Below are 15,554 nucleotides of genomic sequence, written 5' to 3'. Positions count from 1 at the left end.
TAGTCCCTTATTGATCGTCATTGTTAGCTTCACCGGCCTGGTAATATTCCAGCGCCCAGCGGATACGGATAAATTCAGTCGGCCGCTGGCGGCGGCGGATATGGCTTAGCAGTTCGTCGTTTTCCCGACACCAGATGAAAACGTCTTCCGCCAGTGAGGTAAGGTTCACCACGCCATTGAGCAACTGAACGGCACGCAGTAGCTGGCGCAGCAGTTCGTCAGACGTTTTCACCGCAGACAGCCGGGAAAAACGCCGTTCGGACATGACCGGGTTATTGCCCGTCATCTGGCCTAGCTGGGCAGCAAACTTCTGGCGTTCATCAATAGATTTAACGTGTGCGGCCAACGCTGCCGTTAACGCCAGCGCGGTAAAACGCCACTCCTGCCCATCAATTTTCCATAACGAGTGAGTCTGCATCAGCAGGGAGCGAAATCCCTCCGACAAGCAGGCTTCATTCACCGTCTTGCTGCGCCGCAGGCTGGCACGCAGGCCGCGTTTTTCCTGTAAATCTTGATGCCACCGGCGCAGCGTAGCCCTATGGTCGTCCTTCACGATACTCATTCAGCAGCCTCCTGCTTTTTTGCCCTGGCGGTTTTTGCGCTCTGCTTCTCCGCCGATTTGGTGAAATATTTTTTACGCGCCAGCATAATGCGTTTGAGATCGATACCCTCGTAAGGGTTGGTAAAAACGTGATCATCAAAGTAGCTGCGGGTAAACAGCCAAATATTCGTTTGCCATCGGTTCAGCCTTTCGTCTGCGTTCTGGCCGTTTTCAAGATCGCGCATCAGTTCAAGAAAGCATCCCTGCGTGAGATGCCAGAAGTCGATATCAATAAAGCTGAAGTCGCCGCGGGCGCCTTTGGCATCAGCAAACCAGGCCTCTTTTAACGCACTGCGCAACAGGCTAAGGTTGCGCGACGCCGTTTGTGCGGCCTGGCGCAGTTCAGGAATAATATTTTCGGTTAAGATCAGCGGAAGATGGTGTTCATACCAGCAGCGGGCCTTCATATTCTCAAAATCATAACCAAAGCCCCACAGCCCAACTTTTACGTCCTTGAGGCTGCGCGCGCTGGATGTTGTAACGACTAACGCCGGATATTCGGTGTTATTTTCCGAAGCGCCTTGCTGATTTAAACCCAGCCAGTCGCGCCAGATAAGCCCGCCGGGCTGCGGCTTGACGGAATAGCGTTCACTGCCCTCCTTCAAAGGCAGGCGATAAGGCGTTAGCGGATGTATCCATCCGGCATAGTTAACCCCATAGTTCTTCACGGTCATCCCGCTGAGCAACTCATGACTTTCGCTTTCGCAGAGATCGCAGCGGCCCGAATGAGTCGCGTTAAAATCAAGGCGAATGCGTCGCGGCATTCCCCAATAGGCCTGGAGGGGATTCACCTGCTCCGGCGTGGTGACTGCGCTTGCCTGTTCGCTGGTACGGGTAGGGGCCAGCCAGGGAAAAATGGTTTCATCATACCTTTCAGGCACAGGCATACCGGCGCTATCCTGCGGCATAACGTTGAGCCACAGCTTGCGCCACAGCGGCGTTTGTCGGTTACCCTGGTATTCCTGCAATTCAATCAGCGTGGTCATCGGCCCGCCGCCGCGCAGTCCGGTGCGATAACCTTTTCCGCCTGATGGCGCATTAAGCTGCAACGAAAATAACGCCAGCGCCGCGCAGTGCGGGCAAAAGCGCTCCGTGACGCCGCGCTTAACAAAATGATCTTTATTAAACTTAGTGGTTTGCGCGCCGGGGATTTCCGGTAGCAGAGAGGCGATAGAAACTTTCTCTCCGCTTAGCTGCTCGAAATCCTGCATAAAAGAGGGCGTATCAGCACCAAACTGGAATGCAGGCTTCAGCGGTTCCAGCGCTCGCTGAAGCGCATCTGCGCTCAGCCCTTCGAACCAGACATCTTCCCAGCGAGAATGGTTTTTCGGCGCCATACTGCACTGCAATACCCCCAGCAGAAACTGCCAGGCCGCGCCCTGTAAATCCGCCCGCGCGGCGGCGATATCCACCACGCTTTCATCTGCCAGGTTCACTGGCGCCAGCTTTCCCGTGGACCCGTCTTTCAAATGAACAGGGAGCCAGGGGGTTGTTAAAAGTGAGAAATTATCCATGCGGGTATCTGCTACACCTCCATTTTTCCAATCAATCCTTCAATGGCTGAATAACCGCTGTTTTCAACCTCCGACACCACAATCACAACGGCGAAATCCTGCTTCTGATGCTGTTCAATGCACCACTGCCGAAGCCTTTCACCCTCGAGCCTTTCAAACTCGTCTTTGTGTTTTTTCCACCAGCCCTCACGAACTCGCAGCATGCTCATTTCCCAGGTGTGATCTCCTGGGGCATAAGGCTTAACCGCCCCATCGATAATTTTCGCCAGCCACAGTGAAATCGACTCTTCGGCCAGACGCGTAGAAAGGTTCTCCGGAAGAAAATCGCTGCACTCAGGGCTGTAGCCCGACGCAAAATTGATAGTATTCTGCTTAGCAAATGCACGGTCGCAGTAGTATTTTCCTTCCTGCAACTGTTCCGTCTTCGCAAATCCCGCAGGCATGTCAACGTCTTCACCATAGACCGATTCAATCAACAATCGCGCCGATTGCGGCATGCGAATTTCCCCCTGTTCGCGCAGCACGCGCTGGGTCAGCCACAAGCGGCCATGATCGGGGTAGACGTAGGCGCTGTTACGCATGGCCCCGGAGAACCAATCCTCTCGCGGTACGTCATCCCATTCCGGCGCGCAGATCACTAGCTCGGGCGCAGTACGCTCGTCTTGCCCAGAAGCTTTCAACAAGCCCTTACGATCGCGGATATGCCGCTGTAGACGCCCTGCTCGCTGAATCAATAAATCCACCGGGGCTAAATCGGAGATCATTTCATCCAGATCGATGTCTAAACTTTGTTCAATAACCTGGGTAGCGATCAGTACCTTCCCAGCCCGCTGCACGCTCCCTTTTTTACCAAACTGCGTGAGCGCCTGATTTTCAATGCGCTGACGATCGAAAAAAGCAAAGCGGCTGTGGAATAACAAGAGGTTTTCGGCAGGAATGCTCCCTCTGGCAAGAAGCTGGCGATAAATACGAATCGCGTCATCAACAGAGTTGCGTATCCAGGCAATGCATTTTCCCTGGCTTACGGCTTGCTCAATGCGTTCAATACACTCTTGTTCGCAGTGCATCCAACCAACTTTGACGCTGCGTTCAACCTCCTTGCGGGTTTCCACATGCAGGGAAACCACCGACGTACTCGTCACCTGCGTTAACCAGGGATAATCGCCATAGCCCAATAATGGCGCTTCAACCCGGCTCTTCGCTCCTTTAGCAAAGGCGGTAACCAGCCTGTCTCGCTGCTGTTGTGAGAGCGTGGCGGAAAGTAAAATCGTGGTATTGCCATCGCTGGCCTGTTTTTCAATCAGACTTTCCAGAATCCGCGACATATAGGCGTCATAGGCGTGAATCTCATCCGCCAGCAAGATTTTATTATTCAGCCCTAACATCCGCAGGTTATTGTGTTTAAACGGCATCACCGCCATCATCGCCTGATCGAGCGTGCCAACGCCCACCTCGGCCAACAGCGCTTTTTTATTACTGTCGGCAAACCAGGCGGCGCATCCCTGGCTGGATGGCTGGAGCTCATCGGGTTCTTCTGAACCCGATAAATCTCCCGACCACAAAGACTGATTGAAGCGATCCATTAATCCACGTGCGCTATGCGCCAGCACCAGGCTTGGCCGTGAACCGGGTTGATACAACGCCAGCCAGCTCTCCGACATACGATCGAACATGGCATTCGCCGTCGCCATCGTCGGCAGACCAAAATAGAGCCCCTGCGCCTTTCCCGTAGCCATCAGGCGATGTGTCAAAATAAGCGCAGCCTCTGTTTTTCCAGCACCAGTCACATCTTCAAGAATAAATAATTGCGGACCTTGTTTATCAATATCCAGCTCAAGCGCTTTTTGCTGTAATGGGGTTGGCTGTTGAATAAAGGGAAATAACGCCGTTATTCCACTAAAAGAGGCAACGTCAGGGGAAGGAGGGAAAACGGTCACGGCTACTTTCGCTTTAACCAGCGCATGCTGTTGCCAGTATTCATCGACCTCCATCGATTTTGTAATTCGGGGGAAATATTGGGTTGAAGAACCAACCCAGTCAGCCAGTACTATCGCAGCGGAAATAAACCATGAGAGATGTTTAAAAAGCGCAATACCGTTATCATCATCCCAAAAATCAGGAATCTCAATCAGTGGAAATAATGATTTAACCCTGGTAAGAAAATCACGGGCCGCTTCTTTATCCTGCTGACGAAAATTTTTTAGTTCTGTTACTGAAGAAGGCGGTCGCCCATGATGTCCTGTCGTAAGGGGCATCCAAAGCGCAATGACGCGCTTTAACTTCCGAGCAGAAAGAGGGGATTCGGGGAAAAGTTCCGCGCACTCGCTTAAATAATCTTTCCAGAGCCAATACCCCAGAGTCGCATGCGGGATGGCTTCATAATATTTTATATATTCGTCCTGCGCATTTAACTCTTCATGACGATAAAGCTGCTGAAAAGAGTGGGCAAACTTTCCAATATCATGCCAGCATAATAGCCATGCAAAAAATTGTGCCGCCTGAACTCTATGATGAAGCCCCAGTTTGTTAAGATAATCGTTAATGCCATAGATATTATGCTGCACCATCCAATAGCCAACGGCTGCAACATCCAGAGAATGCCAGCACAGCAAGTGATAATCATCACCGCCATCATCCTCTCCACGGCGGGATTTACCCCAATAATTGAACATTATCTCTATTGTTCCATTTAGCAGGCGTATTTATTCAAGTATGTTCACACTGCAAAATAAGAGAAATGATTTACATCAAAAATATTTTATCTTTGCGATGAAATTGATAACAAATATCAATTATTAATAATTATAAAGACATCAAATCATTAATTAACAATTCAGGAAAAAATCCCGGCAGCGCCGGGACTCATCTTAGCCTTCGTGCAGCCCGCACTCTCTTTTCAGGCCAAAGAAGCGCGTTTCTTCCTCCGCCATCCCCGGCTCCCATTTCCGGGTGGTGTGGGTATCCCCCACCGACAAATAGCCCTGATCCCACAGCGGGTGATACTTCAGGCCGTGCTTTTGCAGATACTGATAGACGGTACGATTATCCCAGTCGATGATCGGCAGCACCTTAAACACGCCGCGCTGGATCGCCAGCACCGGCAGGTGGGCGCGGCTGCCGGACTGCTCGCGGCGCAGGCCCGCAAACCAGGTTTGCGCATTCAGCTCTTCCAGCGCCCGGTTCATCGGCTCGACCTTGTTAATATCATTGTACTTTTCAATACCCTCAACGCCCTGCTCCCACAGCTTACCGTAGCGAGCCTCCTGCCAGGCGGCGCTCTCCTTCGCCCGATAGATCTTCAGGTTCAGATTGAGTTTGTCCGTTAACTCGTCGATAAACTGGTAGGTTTCCGGGAACAGATAGCCGGTATCGGTCAGAATGACCGGAATATCCGGGCGCACCTGATTGACCAGATGCAGGCTCACCGCCGCCTGAATACCAAAGCTCGAAGAGAGCACATATTCGCCCGGCAGGTTTTCCAGCGCCCACGCGACGCGCGCTTCCGCGCTCAGCTTTTCCAGCTGGCTATTGGTTTCCGCCAGCTGCAAAACACGATCGACCTTCGGTAATGCGTTCAGCGCGTTTAGATCGAGTACGGACATAAGAACCTCGCTTGCCTGTTTCGCCGGGCGGTACTGCGTTTGCCCGGCCTACAAAACCCACAGGCCCGGATCGCTGCTCGCCACCGGGCACCTGGATGTTATTCCCAGAAATCACGGGCTGGGTCGAGCACCGGGCGAATGATGCCCGCACGCACCGTAAAGTCGCCGAAGCCTTCACCCGCTTCGCGCTCTTTCGCCCAGCGCCCTACCAGTTCGTCGATCGAATCGAGAATTTCCGACTCGGTAATGTTTTCCCGATACATACGCGGAATACGCGTCCCGCTGCGGTTGCCGCCAAGATGCAGGTTATAGCGGCCCGGCGCTTTACCGACCAGCCCCACTTCCGCCAGCATCGCGCGGCCGCAGCCGTTCGGGCAGCCGGTAACGCGGGTAACGATATGCTCGTCGCCAACGCCATGTTTGCTCATCAGCGCCTCGACTTTATCGATAAACGACGGGAGGAAACGCTCGGCTTCCGCCATCGCCAGCGGGCAGGTCGGGAACGACACGCAGGCCATAGAGTTTTCGCGCTGCGGCGTGACGGCATTCATCAGGCCGTGATCGCGGGCCAGCTTCTCGATCTTCGCCTTCTGATCTTCCGGTACGCTGGCAATAATCAGGTTCTGGTTCGCCGTAATGCGGAATTCGCCTTTGTGGATCTTCGCAATCTTCAGCAGGCCGGTTTTCAGCGGGCGACCCGGATAATCAAGGATACGACCATTTTCAATAAACAGCGTCAGATGCCAGTTATTGTCGATACCCTTCACCCAGCCGATACGATCGCCGCGGCCGGTGAATTCGTACGGACGGATCGGCTCAAACTTGATGCCCGCCCGACGTTCCACTTCCGCCTTAAAGGTCTCAACGCCAACGCGTTCGAGGGTGTATTTGGTTTTCGCATTTTTACGATCGGTACGGTTACCCCAGTCGCGCTGGGTCGTGACCACCGCTTCCGCCACCGCCAGAGTGTGCTCCAGCGGCAGATAGCCAAACTCGCTCGCCGTACGGGCGTAGGTTTTCTTATTCCCGTGCTCAATCGATAAACCGCCGCCGACCAGCAGGTTGAAGCCGACCAGCTTGCCGTTTTCGGCGATGGCCACGAAGTTCATATCGTTCGCGTGCAGATCGATATCGTTCTGCGGCGGGATCACCACGGTCGTTTTGAACTTACGCGGCAGATAGGTCTGACCGAGGATCGGCTCTTCATCGGTGGTGGCGACTTTCTTCTGATCCAGCCAGATCTCGGCGTAGGCGCGCGTGCGCGGCAGCAGGTGCTCGGAGATCTTCTTCGCCCATTCGTAGGCTTCAGTATGCAGCTGGGACTCGTACGGGTTAGAGGTACACAGCACGTTACGGTTCATATCGTTGGCGGTAGCCAACGCGTCCAGCCCGACCGAATGCAGCATCTGGTGCACCGGCTTGACGTTCTTCTTCAGAATGCCGTGGAACTGGAAGGTCTGACGGTTGGTCAGACGGATACTGCCGTAGATGGTGTTATCGGCGGCGAATTTATCGATCGCCTGCCACTGTTTGGTGGTGATCACCCCGCCCGGCAGGCGGCAGCGCAGCAGCATCGCGTGACGCGGCTCCAGCTTCTGCGCCGCGCGCTCGGCGCGGATATCGCGGTCATCCTGCTGGTACATACCGTGAAAACGGATCAGCAGAAAGTTATCGCCTTTAAAACCGCCGGTCAGGCCGTCGTTCAAATCTTCCGCAATGGTGCCGCGCAGGTAGTTGCTTTCGAGCTTCATGCGCTCGGCGTCAGTCAGTTTACCTTCGACCACCAGCGGGCCTGGATGTTTTTCGCTCATTAGTAGACATCTCGCTGATAACGGCGCTCAACGCGCAGCTCACTTAAAAATTCGTCCGCCGCTTCGGCGTCCATCGCGCCGTATTCGGCAATCACTTCCAGCAACGTCTGCTCAACGTCTTTTGCCATACGATTGGCATCGCCGCAGACATAAATATGGGCGCCGTCGTTAATCCAGCGCCACAGTTCGGCCCCCTGCTCGCGCAGCTTGTCCTGAACGTAGACTTTTTGTTGTTGATCGCGGGACCAGGCCAGGTCGATGCGGCTCAGCACGCCTTCTTTGACGTAGCTTTGCCACTCCACCTGATAAAGGAAATCTTCGGTAAAGTGCGGGTTGCCGAAGAACAGCCAGTTCTTCCCTTCCGCGCCTTCCGCCGCGCGCTGCTGCATAAAAGCGCGGAACGGCGCGATGCCGGTGCCGGGGCCAATCATGATCACCGGCGTCTGCGGGTTGGCAGGAAGACGGAAGTTATCGTTATGCTCGATAAAGATGCGCACTTCGCCATCTTCTTCGACGCGGTCAGCCAGGAAGCTGGAAGCGCCGCCGGCCCGAGCGCGGCCTTCGATGTCATAACGCACCACGCCAACGGTGACGTGGACTTCGCTTTCCACTTCCGCCTGCGAAGAAGCGATCGAGTACAGTCGCGGCGTCAGCGGGCGCAGCAGCTCGACCAGCGCCTGGGCATCCAGCTGCGCCGGGGAGAAACGCACCATATCGACAATCGGCGTGGTCGCGGCGTAATGCTGGAGCTGTGCCTTATCGCCCACCAGCGGCAGCAGGGATTCGCTGCGGGTTAAGGTGGCATAATTTTCCACGATGTTACCGGTGTTGACCGTCAGCTCAAAGTGCCACTCCAGCGCTTCGGCGAGCGGCAGCGTTTTGCCGTCAACCGTGACCGGCTCCTCGCCCGTCAGCCACAGCAGCTCTACCAGCTCTTTCACCAGAGCCGGATCGTTCTGGTACCAGACGCCCAGCGCATCGCCCGGCTGATAGCGCAGGCCGGAGTCGCCGAGGTCGATTTCAATATGGCGCACATCTTTTTCAGAATCGCGACCGGTAATTTTTTGATTCACCGCCAGCGTCGCGGTCAGCGGCGCTTCTTTGGTATACGGGCTGGTGTGGATCTCGTTCACCGCCCCGCTGGTTATCAGCTGAGACGGGGCGGCGGCAGGGGCGCGCGCTTTCAGCACCTCAACCACCCGAGCGCGCCATTCGGCGGCGGCGGCCTGATACTCTACATCAGCATCAACCCGGTCGAGCAGGCGTTCGCCGCCCAGCTCGGCCAGCTTATTATCAAAATCTTTGCCGGACTGGCAGAAGAATTCATAGGAGGTATCGCCGAGGCCAAACACGGCAAATGCGGTATCGGTCAGCTTCGGCGCCTTCTTCGAGAACAGGAACTTATGCAGCGCGACGGCTTCTTCCGGCGGCTCACCTTCACCCTGCGTTGACGTCACCACGACCAGCAGCTTTTCGGAGGCAATTTGTTTGAATTTATAGTCGCCTGCGTTGACCAGCTTCACGTTCAGCTGCGCGGCCTGCAGATCGTCGCGCAGCGCTTCAGCGACGCGGCGGGCGTTGCCGGTTTGCGATGCCGAAATCAGGGTAATAGACGGTACTTCAGCCGCCTGGGCTGGTGCAACAACCGCCGCGCCGGGCTGCTGGTTCAGCACCCCCCAAAAATAGCCGGAAACCCAGGCCAGCTGGGTGGGCGTGAAGTCAGTCGTGGCCGCCTGAAGGCGCGCCATTTGCTCCGGACTCAGCGGTAGCAAATTGGAAGGTGGGGCCTGTGTCGTCATGCGTTGTTATGTTCCAGTAAGCAAAGCTGTGATTCACGCCCTGTCAGCGTGATAAACAGAAGATAATGTATTTACTCTAAATAATTCGAGTTGCAGGCAGCGACACAGCGCCCATCAGGGCAAAGCCCAAGGCTGGGCCGAGTTATTGCCAACGCACATGCGGCTCGAAGTATGACGAGTGAGTAGGTTAACGGTGCAAATAGTAACAACTAAATAAAGGATGGAAATAACAAATAACCAAATGGACTAACCTGTTTTAGTTATAGTTATTAACAACAAAATCGATTAAATAAGCCCATGAAATATAGGCAATTAATTTGAACAGGCTGGATGAATGTGGCTATTTTCCGCTCAGGGCCGTTTTAGTTAATGCGAAAAAATGTGCTTTCCGGTACCCTACGGCGGTTTTTTGCCATATTGAGAAGAAAAGATGTCCACCACGCTGTTTAAAGATTTCACCTTCGAAGCCGCTCACCACCTGCCGCACGTGCCGGAAGGTCATAAGTGCGGTCGCCTGCACGGCCACTCTTTTATGGTGCGCCTGGAGATTACCGGTGAAGTCGATCCCCATACCGGGTGGATCATGGACTTTGCCGAGCTGAAGGCCGCGTTTAAACCCATCTACGATCGCCTCGACCATTACTATCTGAACGATATTCCCGGGCTGTCCAATCCGACCAGCGAAGTGCTGGCAAAATGGATCTGGGAGCAGATGAAACCGCGAGTACCGCTGCTGAGCGCGGTGATGATCAAAGAAACCTGCACCGCGGGCTGCGTTTATCGCGGCGAGTGATAGTGCCTTTAGCTGAATAAGCCCCTGATAGCCCTGCGCTATCAGGTTTTTTTTTATATCACGCGATATTGAGGTACTTGTGCGTCTGCATCGATAAGCGCCAGTTGCGGGCGATACAGGTTTCGATGCACAGGCGCGTCGCGTCATCTTTCTGGCTAATCGGCTGAAGCGCGATGATACGCGGCTTTTCATCGGCCAGCGTTGCCAGCAGCTCATCCAGCGCTTCGATATCGCGCACGCGTCCAACCGGATGTTTAATTTCATCAGCCCGCTGTAGCGCCTGAGAGAGTACGTCATAGCCGCCGCGCATGTTTACCTTTGGCGACACCGTCACCCAGGTATGCGGTGTGCAGCGCACTTCATGGGTGCCGCTGGTTTCAATCTGGCAGCTAAATCCGTTTTGCTCCAGTAAAGAGGTTAACGGCGTTAAATCATGAATGCAGGGCTCGCCGCCGGTAATGACCACGTGGCGGGCCGTCCAGCCCTGACGCCCGATGATAGCCAGCAGATCTTCGCTGCTCGCCGGGCCCCATTTATCGCTCTCTTTGGTTTTTGCCAGAATGCTGAACAGCGACACTTCCCGATCGGCAAGCTTATCCCAGGTATGTTTGGTATCGCACCAGGCGCAACCAACCGGGCATCCCTGTAAACGAATAAAAATGGCGGGAACGCCGGTGAAGTAACCTTCGCCTTGCAAGGTCTGGAACATCTCGTTAATCGGGTACTGCATAATCATCTCTGCTTAGGGTTGTGAGCGCGCATTATCGCAGATTTGCCCGCGCAGATCTTGTCCCGCGCTGCGCCGCGTGGTGGGTAGAACCTAAACCTTAATGATAAACCTCCGGCAGCTGGCCGATTCCATTATCCCGCACCGGCTGATTTAATTAGTCTGATAATCATCAGGCGACTATTAAGCGGCACGGCTAAAATTTTTGGTGTAACAAAACATGTATAATCTTGAAAGCAAAAAATAAAATAACAAACTTAAAAATAATAAATTTCAACGATGTACAAATGGATACACGAAATAATGAATTTATTGTCATAGCTTAGGGTCAAATTCGATCCACGACGCTAAATTATCTTAAAATAACCTTAATAAACCGCACCTTATGTTCATTTCCCATTTAATATCCGTTTAATTTTCCGCGCCTAGAATCCAGTCAACCAACCATAATGAGACTGCATTCATGAATACATTATTAATTACTGGCGCGACCGGTTTTCTCGGTGGAGCAGTGTTAGAAAGCATTCTGAATAAAAAGAATGCGCCTAATCTATTACTGCTAGTTCGTGCAGATAATAGTGTAGCTGCCGTAGAACGGGTAAAGGAAAACCTGCGAAAATTCAATATTAGCGAAGAGAGATTAACGGTCCTGACGCCCGGCAACATTCTGCTGGGGGATCTGGCCAATCCGCAGCCCTTTCTCGACGACCCGCGCCTGAATCAGGTTACCCACGTGCTCAACTGCGCCGCCGTCGCCTCATTTGGTAATAATCCGCTTATCTGGAAGGTCAACGTCGAAGGCACGCTGCAGTTTGCCCGGCGGATGGCTCAGGTCGGCGGCCTTGAGCGCTTTCTGCACGTGGGCACCGCGATGTCCTGCTCGCCAGACCCCGATTCGCTGGTAGCGGAAAGCACGGCGTTTCGTGAACGCGCCGAGCATCTGGTCGAATACACCCACTCTAAATCAACAATTGAGCGTCTCATGCGGCAGGAGTGCCCAACGCTACCGCTGGCGATCGCCCGTCCCTCTATTGTTGTTGGCCACACTCATCACGGCTGTCAGCCCTCCAGCAGCATCTTCTGGGTGTTCAGCATGGGGCTGATGCTGCAAAAATTTATGTGTTCGATGGAAGACCGCATCGATGTAATCCCCGTCGATTACTGCGCCGATGCGCTGCTGATGCTGCTTACCAGCCCGCTGGCGCGCGGAGAGGTGGTGCATATTTCCGCGGGAGAGGAAAACAGCGTAAGGTTTGCGGATATCGATAACGCGATGGCCTCCGCCCTCGAGCAGGCGCCGGTCGGCGATAAATACGCGCAGGTCAGCTATGAAACGCTGGTCAAAATGCGCCGTGAGCTGAAGGCTATTTTTGGCCCCTGCAACGAACGGCTGATGCTTAAAGCCATGCGCCTGTACGGCGCCTTCGCCACGCTTAACGTACGATTCAGCAACGACAAGCTGCTCAGCATGGGTATGCCAAAACCGCCGCGCTTTACCGATTACATTGACCGCTGCGTACAGACCACACGCGGGCTTTCTATCCCGCAGCAAATGGCGGTAGATTTTAAGTAGCCGCTTTTGCAGGTATAAAAAAAGCCAGCCCGAAGGCTGGCTTTTTCATATCAGATAAAGACAGGCTTATGCCTGACCTTTGATCTCTTTACGACCGTTGTACGGTGCTTTTTCGCCCAGCGCTTCTTCGATACGAATCAGCTGGTTGTATTTAGCAACGCGGTCAGAACGGCTCATAGAACCAGTTTTGATCTGGCCTGCAGCGGTACCCACAGCCAGGTCAGCGATGGTCGCGTCTTCAGTTTCGCCAGAACGGTGAGAGATAACGGCAGTGTAGCCAGCGTCTTTCGCCATTTTGATCGCAGCCAGAGTTTCGGTCAGAGAACCGATCTGGTTGAATTTGATCAGGATGGAGTTAACGATGCCTTTCTCGATGCCTTCTTTCAGGATCTTGGTGTTGGTTACGAACAGATCGTCACCAACCAGCTGGATTTTGTCGCCCAGTACTTTAGTCTGGTATGCGAAACCGTCCCAGTCAGATTCGTCCAGGCCATCTTCGATGGAGACGATCGGGTACTGTTTGGTCAGCTCTTCCAGGAAGTGGGTGAATTCTTCAGAGGTGAACGCTTTGTTGCCTTCGCCGGCCAGAACGTATTTACCGTCTTTGTAGAATTCAGAAGCCGCGCAGTCCATCGCCAGAGTGATGTCTTTGCCCAGCTCGTAGCCAGCAGCTTTAACCGCTTCAGCGATAACAGCCAGCGCTTCAGCGTTGGAGCCCAGGTTCGGCGCGTAGCCGCCTTCGTCACCAACAGCGGTGTTCATACCTTTAGCTTTCAGAACTTTAGCCAGGTTGTGGAACACTTCAGAACCCATACGTACGGCTTCTTTCAGGGATTTAGCGCCAACCGGCTGAATCATAAATTCCTGGATGTCGACGTTGTTGTCAGCGTGCTCGCCGCCGTTGATGATGTTCATCATCGGAACCGGCATGGAGTATTTGCCCGGGGTGCCGTTCAGCTCAGCGATGTGCTCGTACAGCGGCTGACCTTTAGAAGCAGCGGCAGCTTTGGCGTTAGCCAGAGAGACGGCCAGGATAGCGTTCGCACCGAAGTTAGATTTGTTTTCAGTACCGTCCAGGTCGATCATGATTTTGTCGATGCCAGCCTGATCTTTGGCATCTTTGCCAAGGATTGCCTGAGCGATCGGGCCGTTTACCGCAGCAACAGCTTTCAGTACGCCTTTACCCATGAAACGGGATTTGTCGCCATCGCGCAGTTCCAGCGCTTCGCGGGAGCCAGTAGAAGCACCTGACGGAGCAGCTGCCATACCGACGAAACCACCTTCCAGGTGTACTTCGGCTTCAACAGTCGGGTTACCACGGGAGTCGATGATTTCACGACCGATGACTTTAACGATTTTGGACATTAGGTTTTCCTCAGTACAAGTTAAACTAAAACTCCAGACAAACAATGCACCCGGATGGGTGCATTGCCGTTCTAACTCTTTTACTTCGCCTGACGCTTCTGGTACTCGCCTGCGGCTTTCACAAAGCCAGCAAACAGCGGATGGCCATCACGCGGCGTCGAAGTAAACTCCGGATGGAACTGACAGGCGACGAACCACGGATGGTTAGGCACCTCGATGATCTCGACCAACTGATCATCCCCGGAACGGCCCGCAATACGCAGGCCCGCATTTTCAATCGGCTTCAGCAACATATTGTTGACTTCGTAGCGGTGACGATGGCGTTCGGTAATGGTTGGCTCGCCGTACAGCTGGCGCACCAGGCTATCTTCAGCCAGCTGGCACTGCTGTGCGCCGAGGCGCATCGTGCCGCCGAGATCGCTCTTATCAGAGCGGACTTCGACATTACCGTCTTCATCACGCCATTCGGTAATCAGGGCCACGACCGGGTACTTACAGTCTGGCACAAATTCCGTTGAGTTGGCGTTTTCCATCCCCGCTACGTTGCGCGCGAACTCAATCAGCGCAACCTGCATCCCCAGGCAAATGCCCAGGTATGGAATGTTGTTTTCACGCGCGTAGCGCGCGGTGGCAATCTTACCTTCAACCCCGCGATAGCCGAAGCCGCCAGGAATCAGGATAGCGTCTAAATTCTTCAGAATTTCGACGCCGCGCGTTTCCACATCCTGCGAATCAATCAGCTTGATGTTGACGGTGACGCGATTTTTCAGACCGCCGTGTTTCAGCGCTTCAATCACCGATTTGTAGGCGTCCGGCAGTTCAATGTACTTGCCGACCATACCAATGGTGACTTCACCTGCCGGGTTCGCTTCTTCGTAGATAACCTGTTCCCATTCGGCCAGGTTCGCTTCCGGACAGTTTAAGCTGAATCGTTTACAAATATAATCGTCCAGCCCCTGAGATTTCAACAGGCCCGGGATTTTATAAATGGAATCGACATCTTTCATCGAAATAACGGCTTTTTCCGGCACATTGCAGAACAATGCAATTTTGGCACGTTCGTTCGCCGGAATAGCGCGATCGGAGCGGCAGACCAGAATGTCAGGCTGAATACCGATGGAGAGCAGTTCTTTAACGGAGTGCTGGGTCGGCTTGGTTTTGACTTCACCCGCGGCGGCCATGTACGGCACCAGGGTCAGGTGCATAAACAGCGCGTTTTCACGACCGATATCCACCGCCAGCTGGCGAATCGCTTCAAGGAACGGCAGCGATTCAATATCACCAACGGTGCCGCCGATTTCAACCAGCACCACATCATGGCCTTCACCGCCGGCCAGCACGCGCTCTTTGATCGCGTTGGTGATATGCGGAATAACCTGAACGGTGGCACCCAGATAGTCGCCGCGACGCTCTTTGCGCAGGACGTCAGAGTAAATACGACCCGTGGTGAAGTTGTTGCGACGGGTCATCTTGGTGCGAATGAAACGCTCGTAGTGACCCAGGTCCAGATCGGTTTCAGCGCCGTCTTCAGTAACGAACACTTCCCCGTGTTGGATTGGGCTCATGGTGCCCGGATCGACGTTGATGTACGGATCCAGTTTCATCATGGTCACGTTAAGCCCGCGGGCTTCGAGAATGGCTGCGAGGGAAGCTGCGGCAATGCCTTTACCCAGAGAGGATACGACCCCGCCGGTCACAAAAATATAGTTCGTTGTCATGCTGAACCTGAGAAGTTAGGTTTAAAAGACGATGGAATAACCAGGACGGGA

The 15,554-nt window shown here is 53.9% G+C and carries 11 protein-coding genes; 2 read left to right on the top strand and 9 right to left on the bottom strand.

The annotated features are described in order from the left end of the window. Nucleotides 1-7 precede the first annotated feature (7 nt). The 6 genes from casB to cysJ all read right to left on the bottom strand — a co-directional run bounded on the left by casB (nt 8) and on the right by cysJ (nt 9,327). The gene (gene casB / locus F8562_RS24260) at nt 8-562 is read right to left on the bottom strand and encodes a type I-E CRISPR-associated protein Cse2/CasB (protein ID WP_014839377.1); all 555 of its coding nucleotides are present in this window, start codon (nt 560-562) and stop codon (nt 8-10) included. Further along, nucleotides 559-2,115: a type I-E CRISPR-associated protein Cse1/CasA gene (gene casA, locus F8562_RS24255; RefSeq protein ID WP_042934159.1), complete on the bottom strand. Its 1,557-nt coding sequence runs from the start codon at nt 2,113-2,115 to the stop codon at nt 559-561. Before casA ends, casB begins: the two co-directional genes overlap by 4 nt. Nucleotides 2,116-2,126: 11 nt before the next feature. Then, nucleotides 2,127-4,787, bottom strand: a complete 2,661-nt coding sequence (locus tag F8562_RS24250; RefSeq protein WP_014839379.1) for a CRISPR-associated helicase/endonuclease Cas3 — start codon at nt 4,785-4,787, stop codon at nt 2,127-2,129. A gap of 195 nt (nt 4,788-4,982) precedes the next feature. Beyond that, nucleotides 4,983-5,717: a phosphoadenosine phosphosulfate reductase gene (cysH, locus tag F8562_RS24245; RefSeq protein ID WP_014226592.1), complete on the bottom strand. Its 735-nt coding sequence runs from the start codon at nt 5,715-5,717 to the stop codon at nt 4,983-4,985. A 98-nt stretch (nt 5,718-5,815) separates the two neighbouring features. Beyond that, the gene (gene cysI, locus F8562_RS24235; protein WP_014226593.1) at nt 5,816-7,528 is read right to left on the bottom strand and encodes an assimilatory sulfite reductase (NADPH) hemoprotein subunit; all 1,713 of its coding nucleotides are present in this window, start codon (nt 7,526-7,528) and stop codon (nt 5,816-5,818) included. Then, complete coding sequence (gene cysJ, locus F8562_RS24230) at nt 7,528-9,327, bottom strand: NADPH-dependent assimilatory sulfite reductase flavoprotein subunit (RefSeq protein WP_042934161.1); 1,800 nt, start codon at nt 9,325-9,327, stop codon at nt 7,528-7,530. The genes cysI and cysJ overlap by 1 nt, the downstream gene beginning before the upstream one ends. Nucleotides 9,328-9,757: 430 nt before the next feature. Between cysJ and queD the strand changes: the two genes are divergently transcribed. After that, complete coding sequence (queD, locus tag F8562_RS24225) at nt 9,758-10,120, top strand: 6-carboxytetrahydropterin synthase QueD (RefSeq protein WP_004853637.1); 363 nt, start codon at nt 9,758-9,760, stop codon at nt 10,118-10,120. A gap of 58 nt (nt 10,121-10,178) precedes the next feature. Here queD and queE read toward each other — a convergent pair whose 3' ends face one another. After that, nucleotides 10,179-10,850, bottom strand: a complete 672-nt coding sequence (gene queE / locus F8562_RS24220; RefSeq protein WP_004124321.1) for a 7-carboxy-7-deazaguanine synthase QueE — start codon at nt 10,848-10,850, stop codon at nt 10,179-10,181. Between the two features lie 460 nt (nt 10,851-11,310). On the opposite strand from queE, the gene F8562_RS24215 reads away from it, so the two are divergent. Then, complete coding sequence (locus tag F8562_RS24215) at nt 11,311-12,420, top strand: SDR family oxidoreductase (protein WP_014839382.1); 1,110 nt, start codon at nt 11,311-11,313, stop codon at nt 12,418-12,420. A 66-nt stretch (nt 12,421-12,486) separates the two neighbouring features. On the opposite strand, the gene eno is transcribed toward F8562_RS24215, so the two are convergent. Next, complete coding sequence (eno, locus tag F8562_RS24210; RefSeq protein WP_004105008.1) at nt 12,487-13,785, bottom strand: phosphopyruvate hydratase; 1,299 nt, start codon at nt 13,783-13,785, stop codon at nt 12,487-12,489. A gap of 80 nt (nt 13,786-13,865) precedes the next feature. Beyond that, nucleotides 13,866-15,503: a glutamine hydrolyzing CTP synthase gene (gene pyrG, locus F8562_RS24205; RefSeq protein WP_004105009.1), complete on the bottom strand. Its 1,638-nt coding sequence runs from the start codon at nt 15,501-15,503 to the stop codon at nt 13,866-13,868. Nucleotides 15,504-15,554: the final 51 nt, after the last annotated feature.

Source organism: Klebsiella sp. RCJ4, from assembly GCF_009025755.1.
GTDB classification, from domain to species: Bacteria; Pseudomonadota; Gammaproteobacteria; order Enterobacterales; family Enterobacteriaceae; genus Klebsiella; species Klebsiella michiganensis.
Note: the sequence above shows the minus strand (reverse complement) of the source record. Positions and strands in the feature narration are given on the sequence as shown.

Bases quoted from the DNA above. Each gene is read 5' to 3' on its own strand.
- F8562_RS24250 (WP_014839379.1), bottom strand. From the start codon at position 4,787: ATGTTCAATTATTGGGGTAAATCCCGCCGTGGAGAGGATGATGGCGGT.
- queE (WP_004124321.1), bottom strand. From the start codon at position 10,850: ATGCAGTACCCGATTAACGAGATGTTCCAGACCTTGCAAGGCGAAGGT.
- casA (WP_042934159.1), bottom strand. From the start codon at position 2,115: ATGGATAATTTCTCACTTTTAACAACCCCCTGGCTCCCTGTTCATTTG.
- pyrG (WP_004105009.1), bottom strand. From the start codon at position 15,503: ATGACAACGAACTATATTTTTGTGACCGGCGGGGTCGTATCCTCTCTG.
- cysJ (WP_042934161.1), bottom strand. From the start codon at position 9,327: ATGACGACACAGGCCCCACCTTCCAATTTGCTACCGCTGAGTCCGGAG.
- casB (WP_014839377.1), bottom strand. From the start codon at position 562: ATGAGTATCGTGAAGGACGACCATAGGGCTACGCTGCGCCGGTGGCAT.
- eno (WP_004105008.1), bottom strand. From the start codon at position 13,785: ATGTCCAAAATCGTTAAAGTCATCGGTCGTGAAATCATCGACTCCCGT.
- cysH (WP_014226592.1), bottom strand. From the start codon at position 5,717: ATGTCCGTACTCGATCTAAACGCGCTGAACGCATTACCGAAGGTCGAT.
- queD (WP_004853637.1), top strand. From the start codon at position 9,758: ATGTCCACCACGCTGTTTAAAGATTTCACCTTCGAAGCCGCTCACCAC.
- cysI (WP_014226593.1), bottom strand. From the start codon at position 7,528: ATGAGCGAAAAACATCCAGGCCCGCTGGTGGTCGAAGGTAAACTGACT.
- F8562_RS24215 (WP_014839382.1), top strand. From the start codon at position 11,311: ATGAATACATTATTAATTACTGGCGCGACCGGTTTTCTCGGTGGAGCA.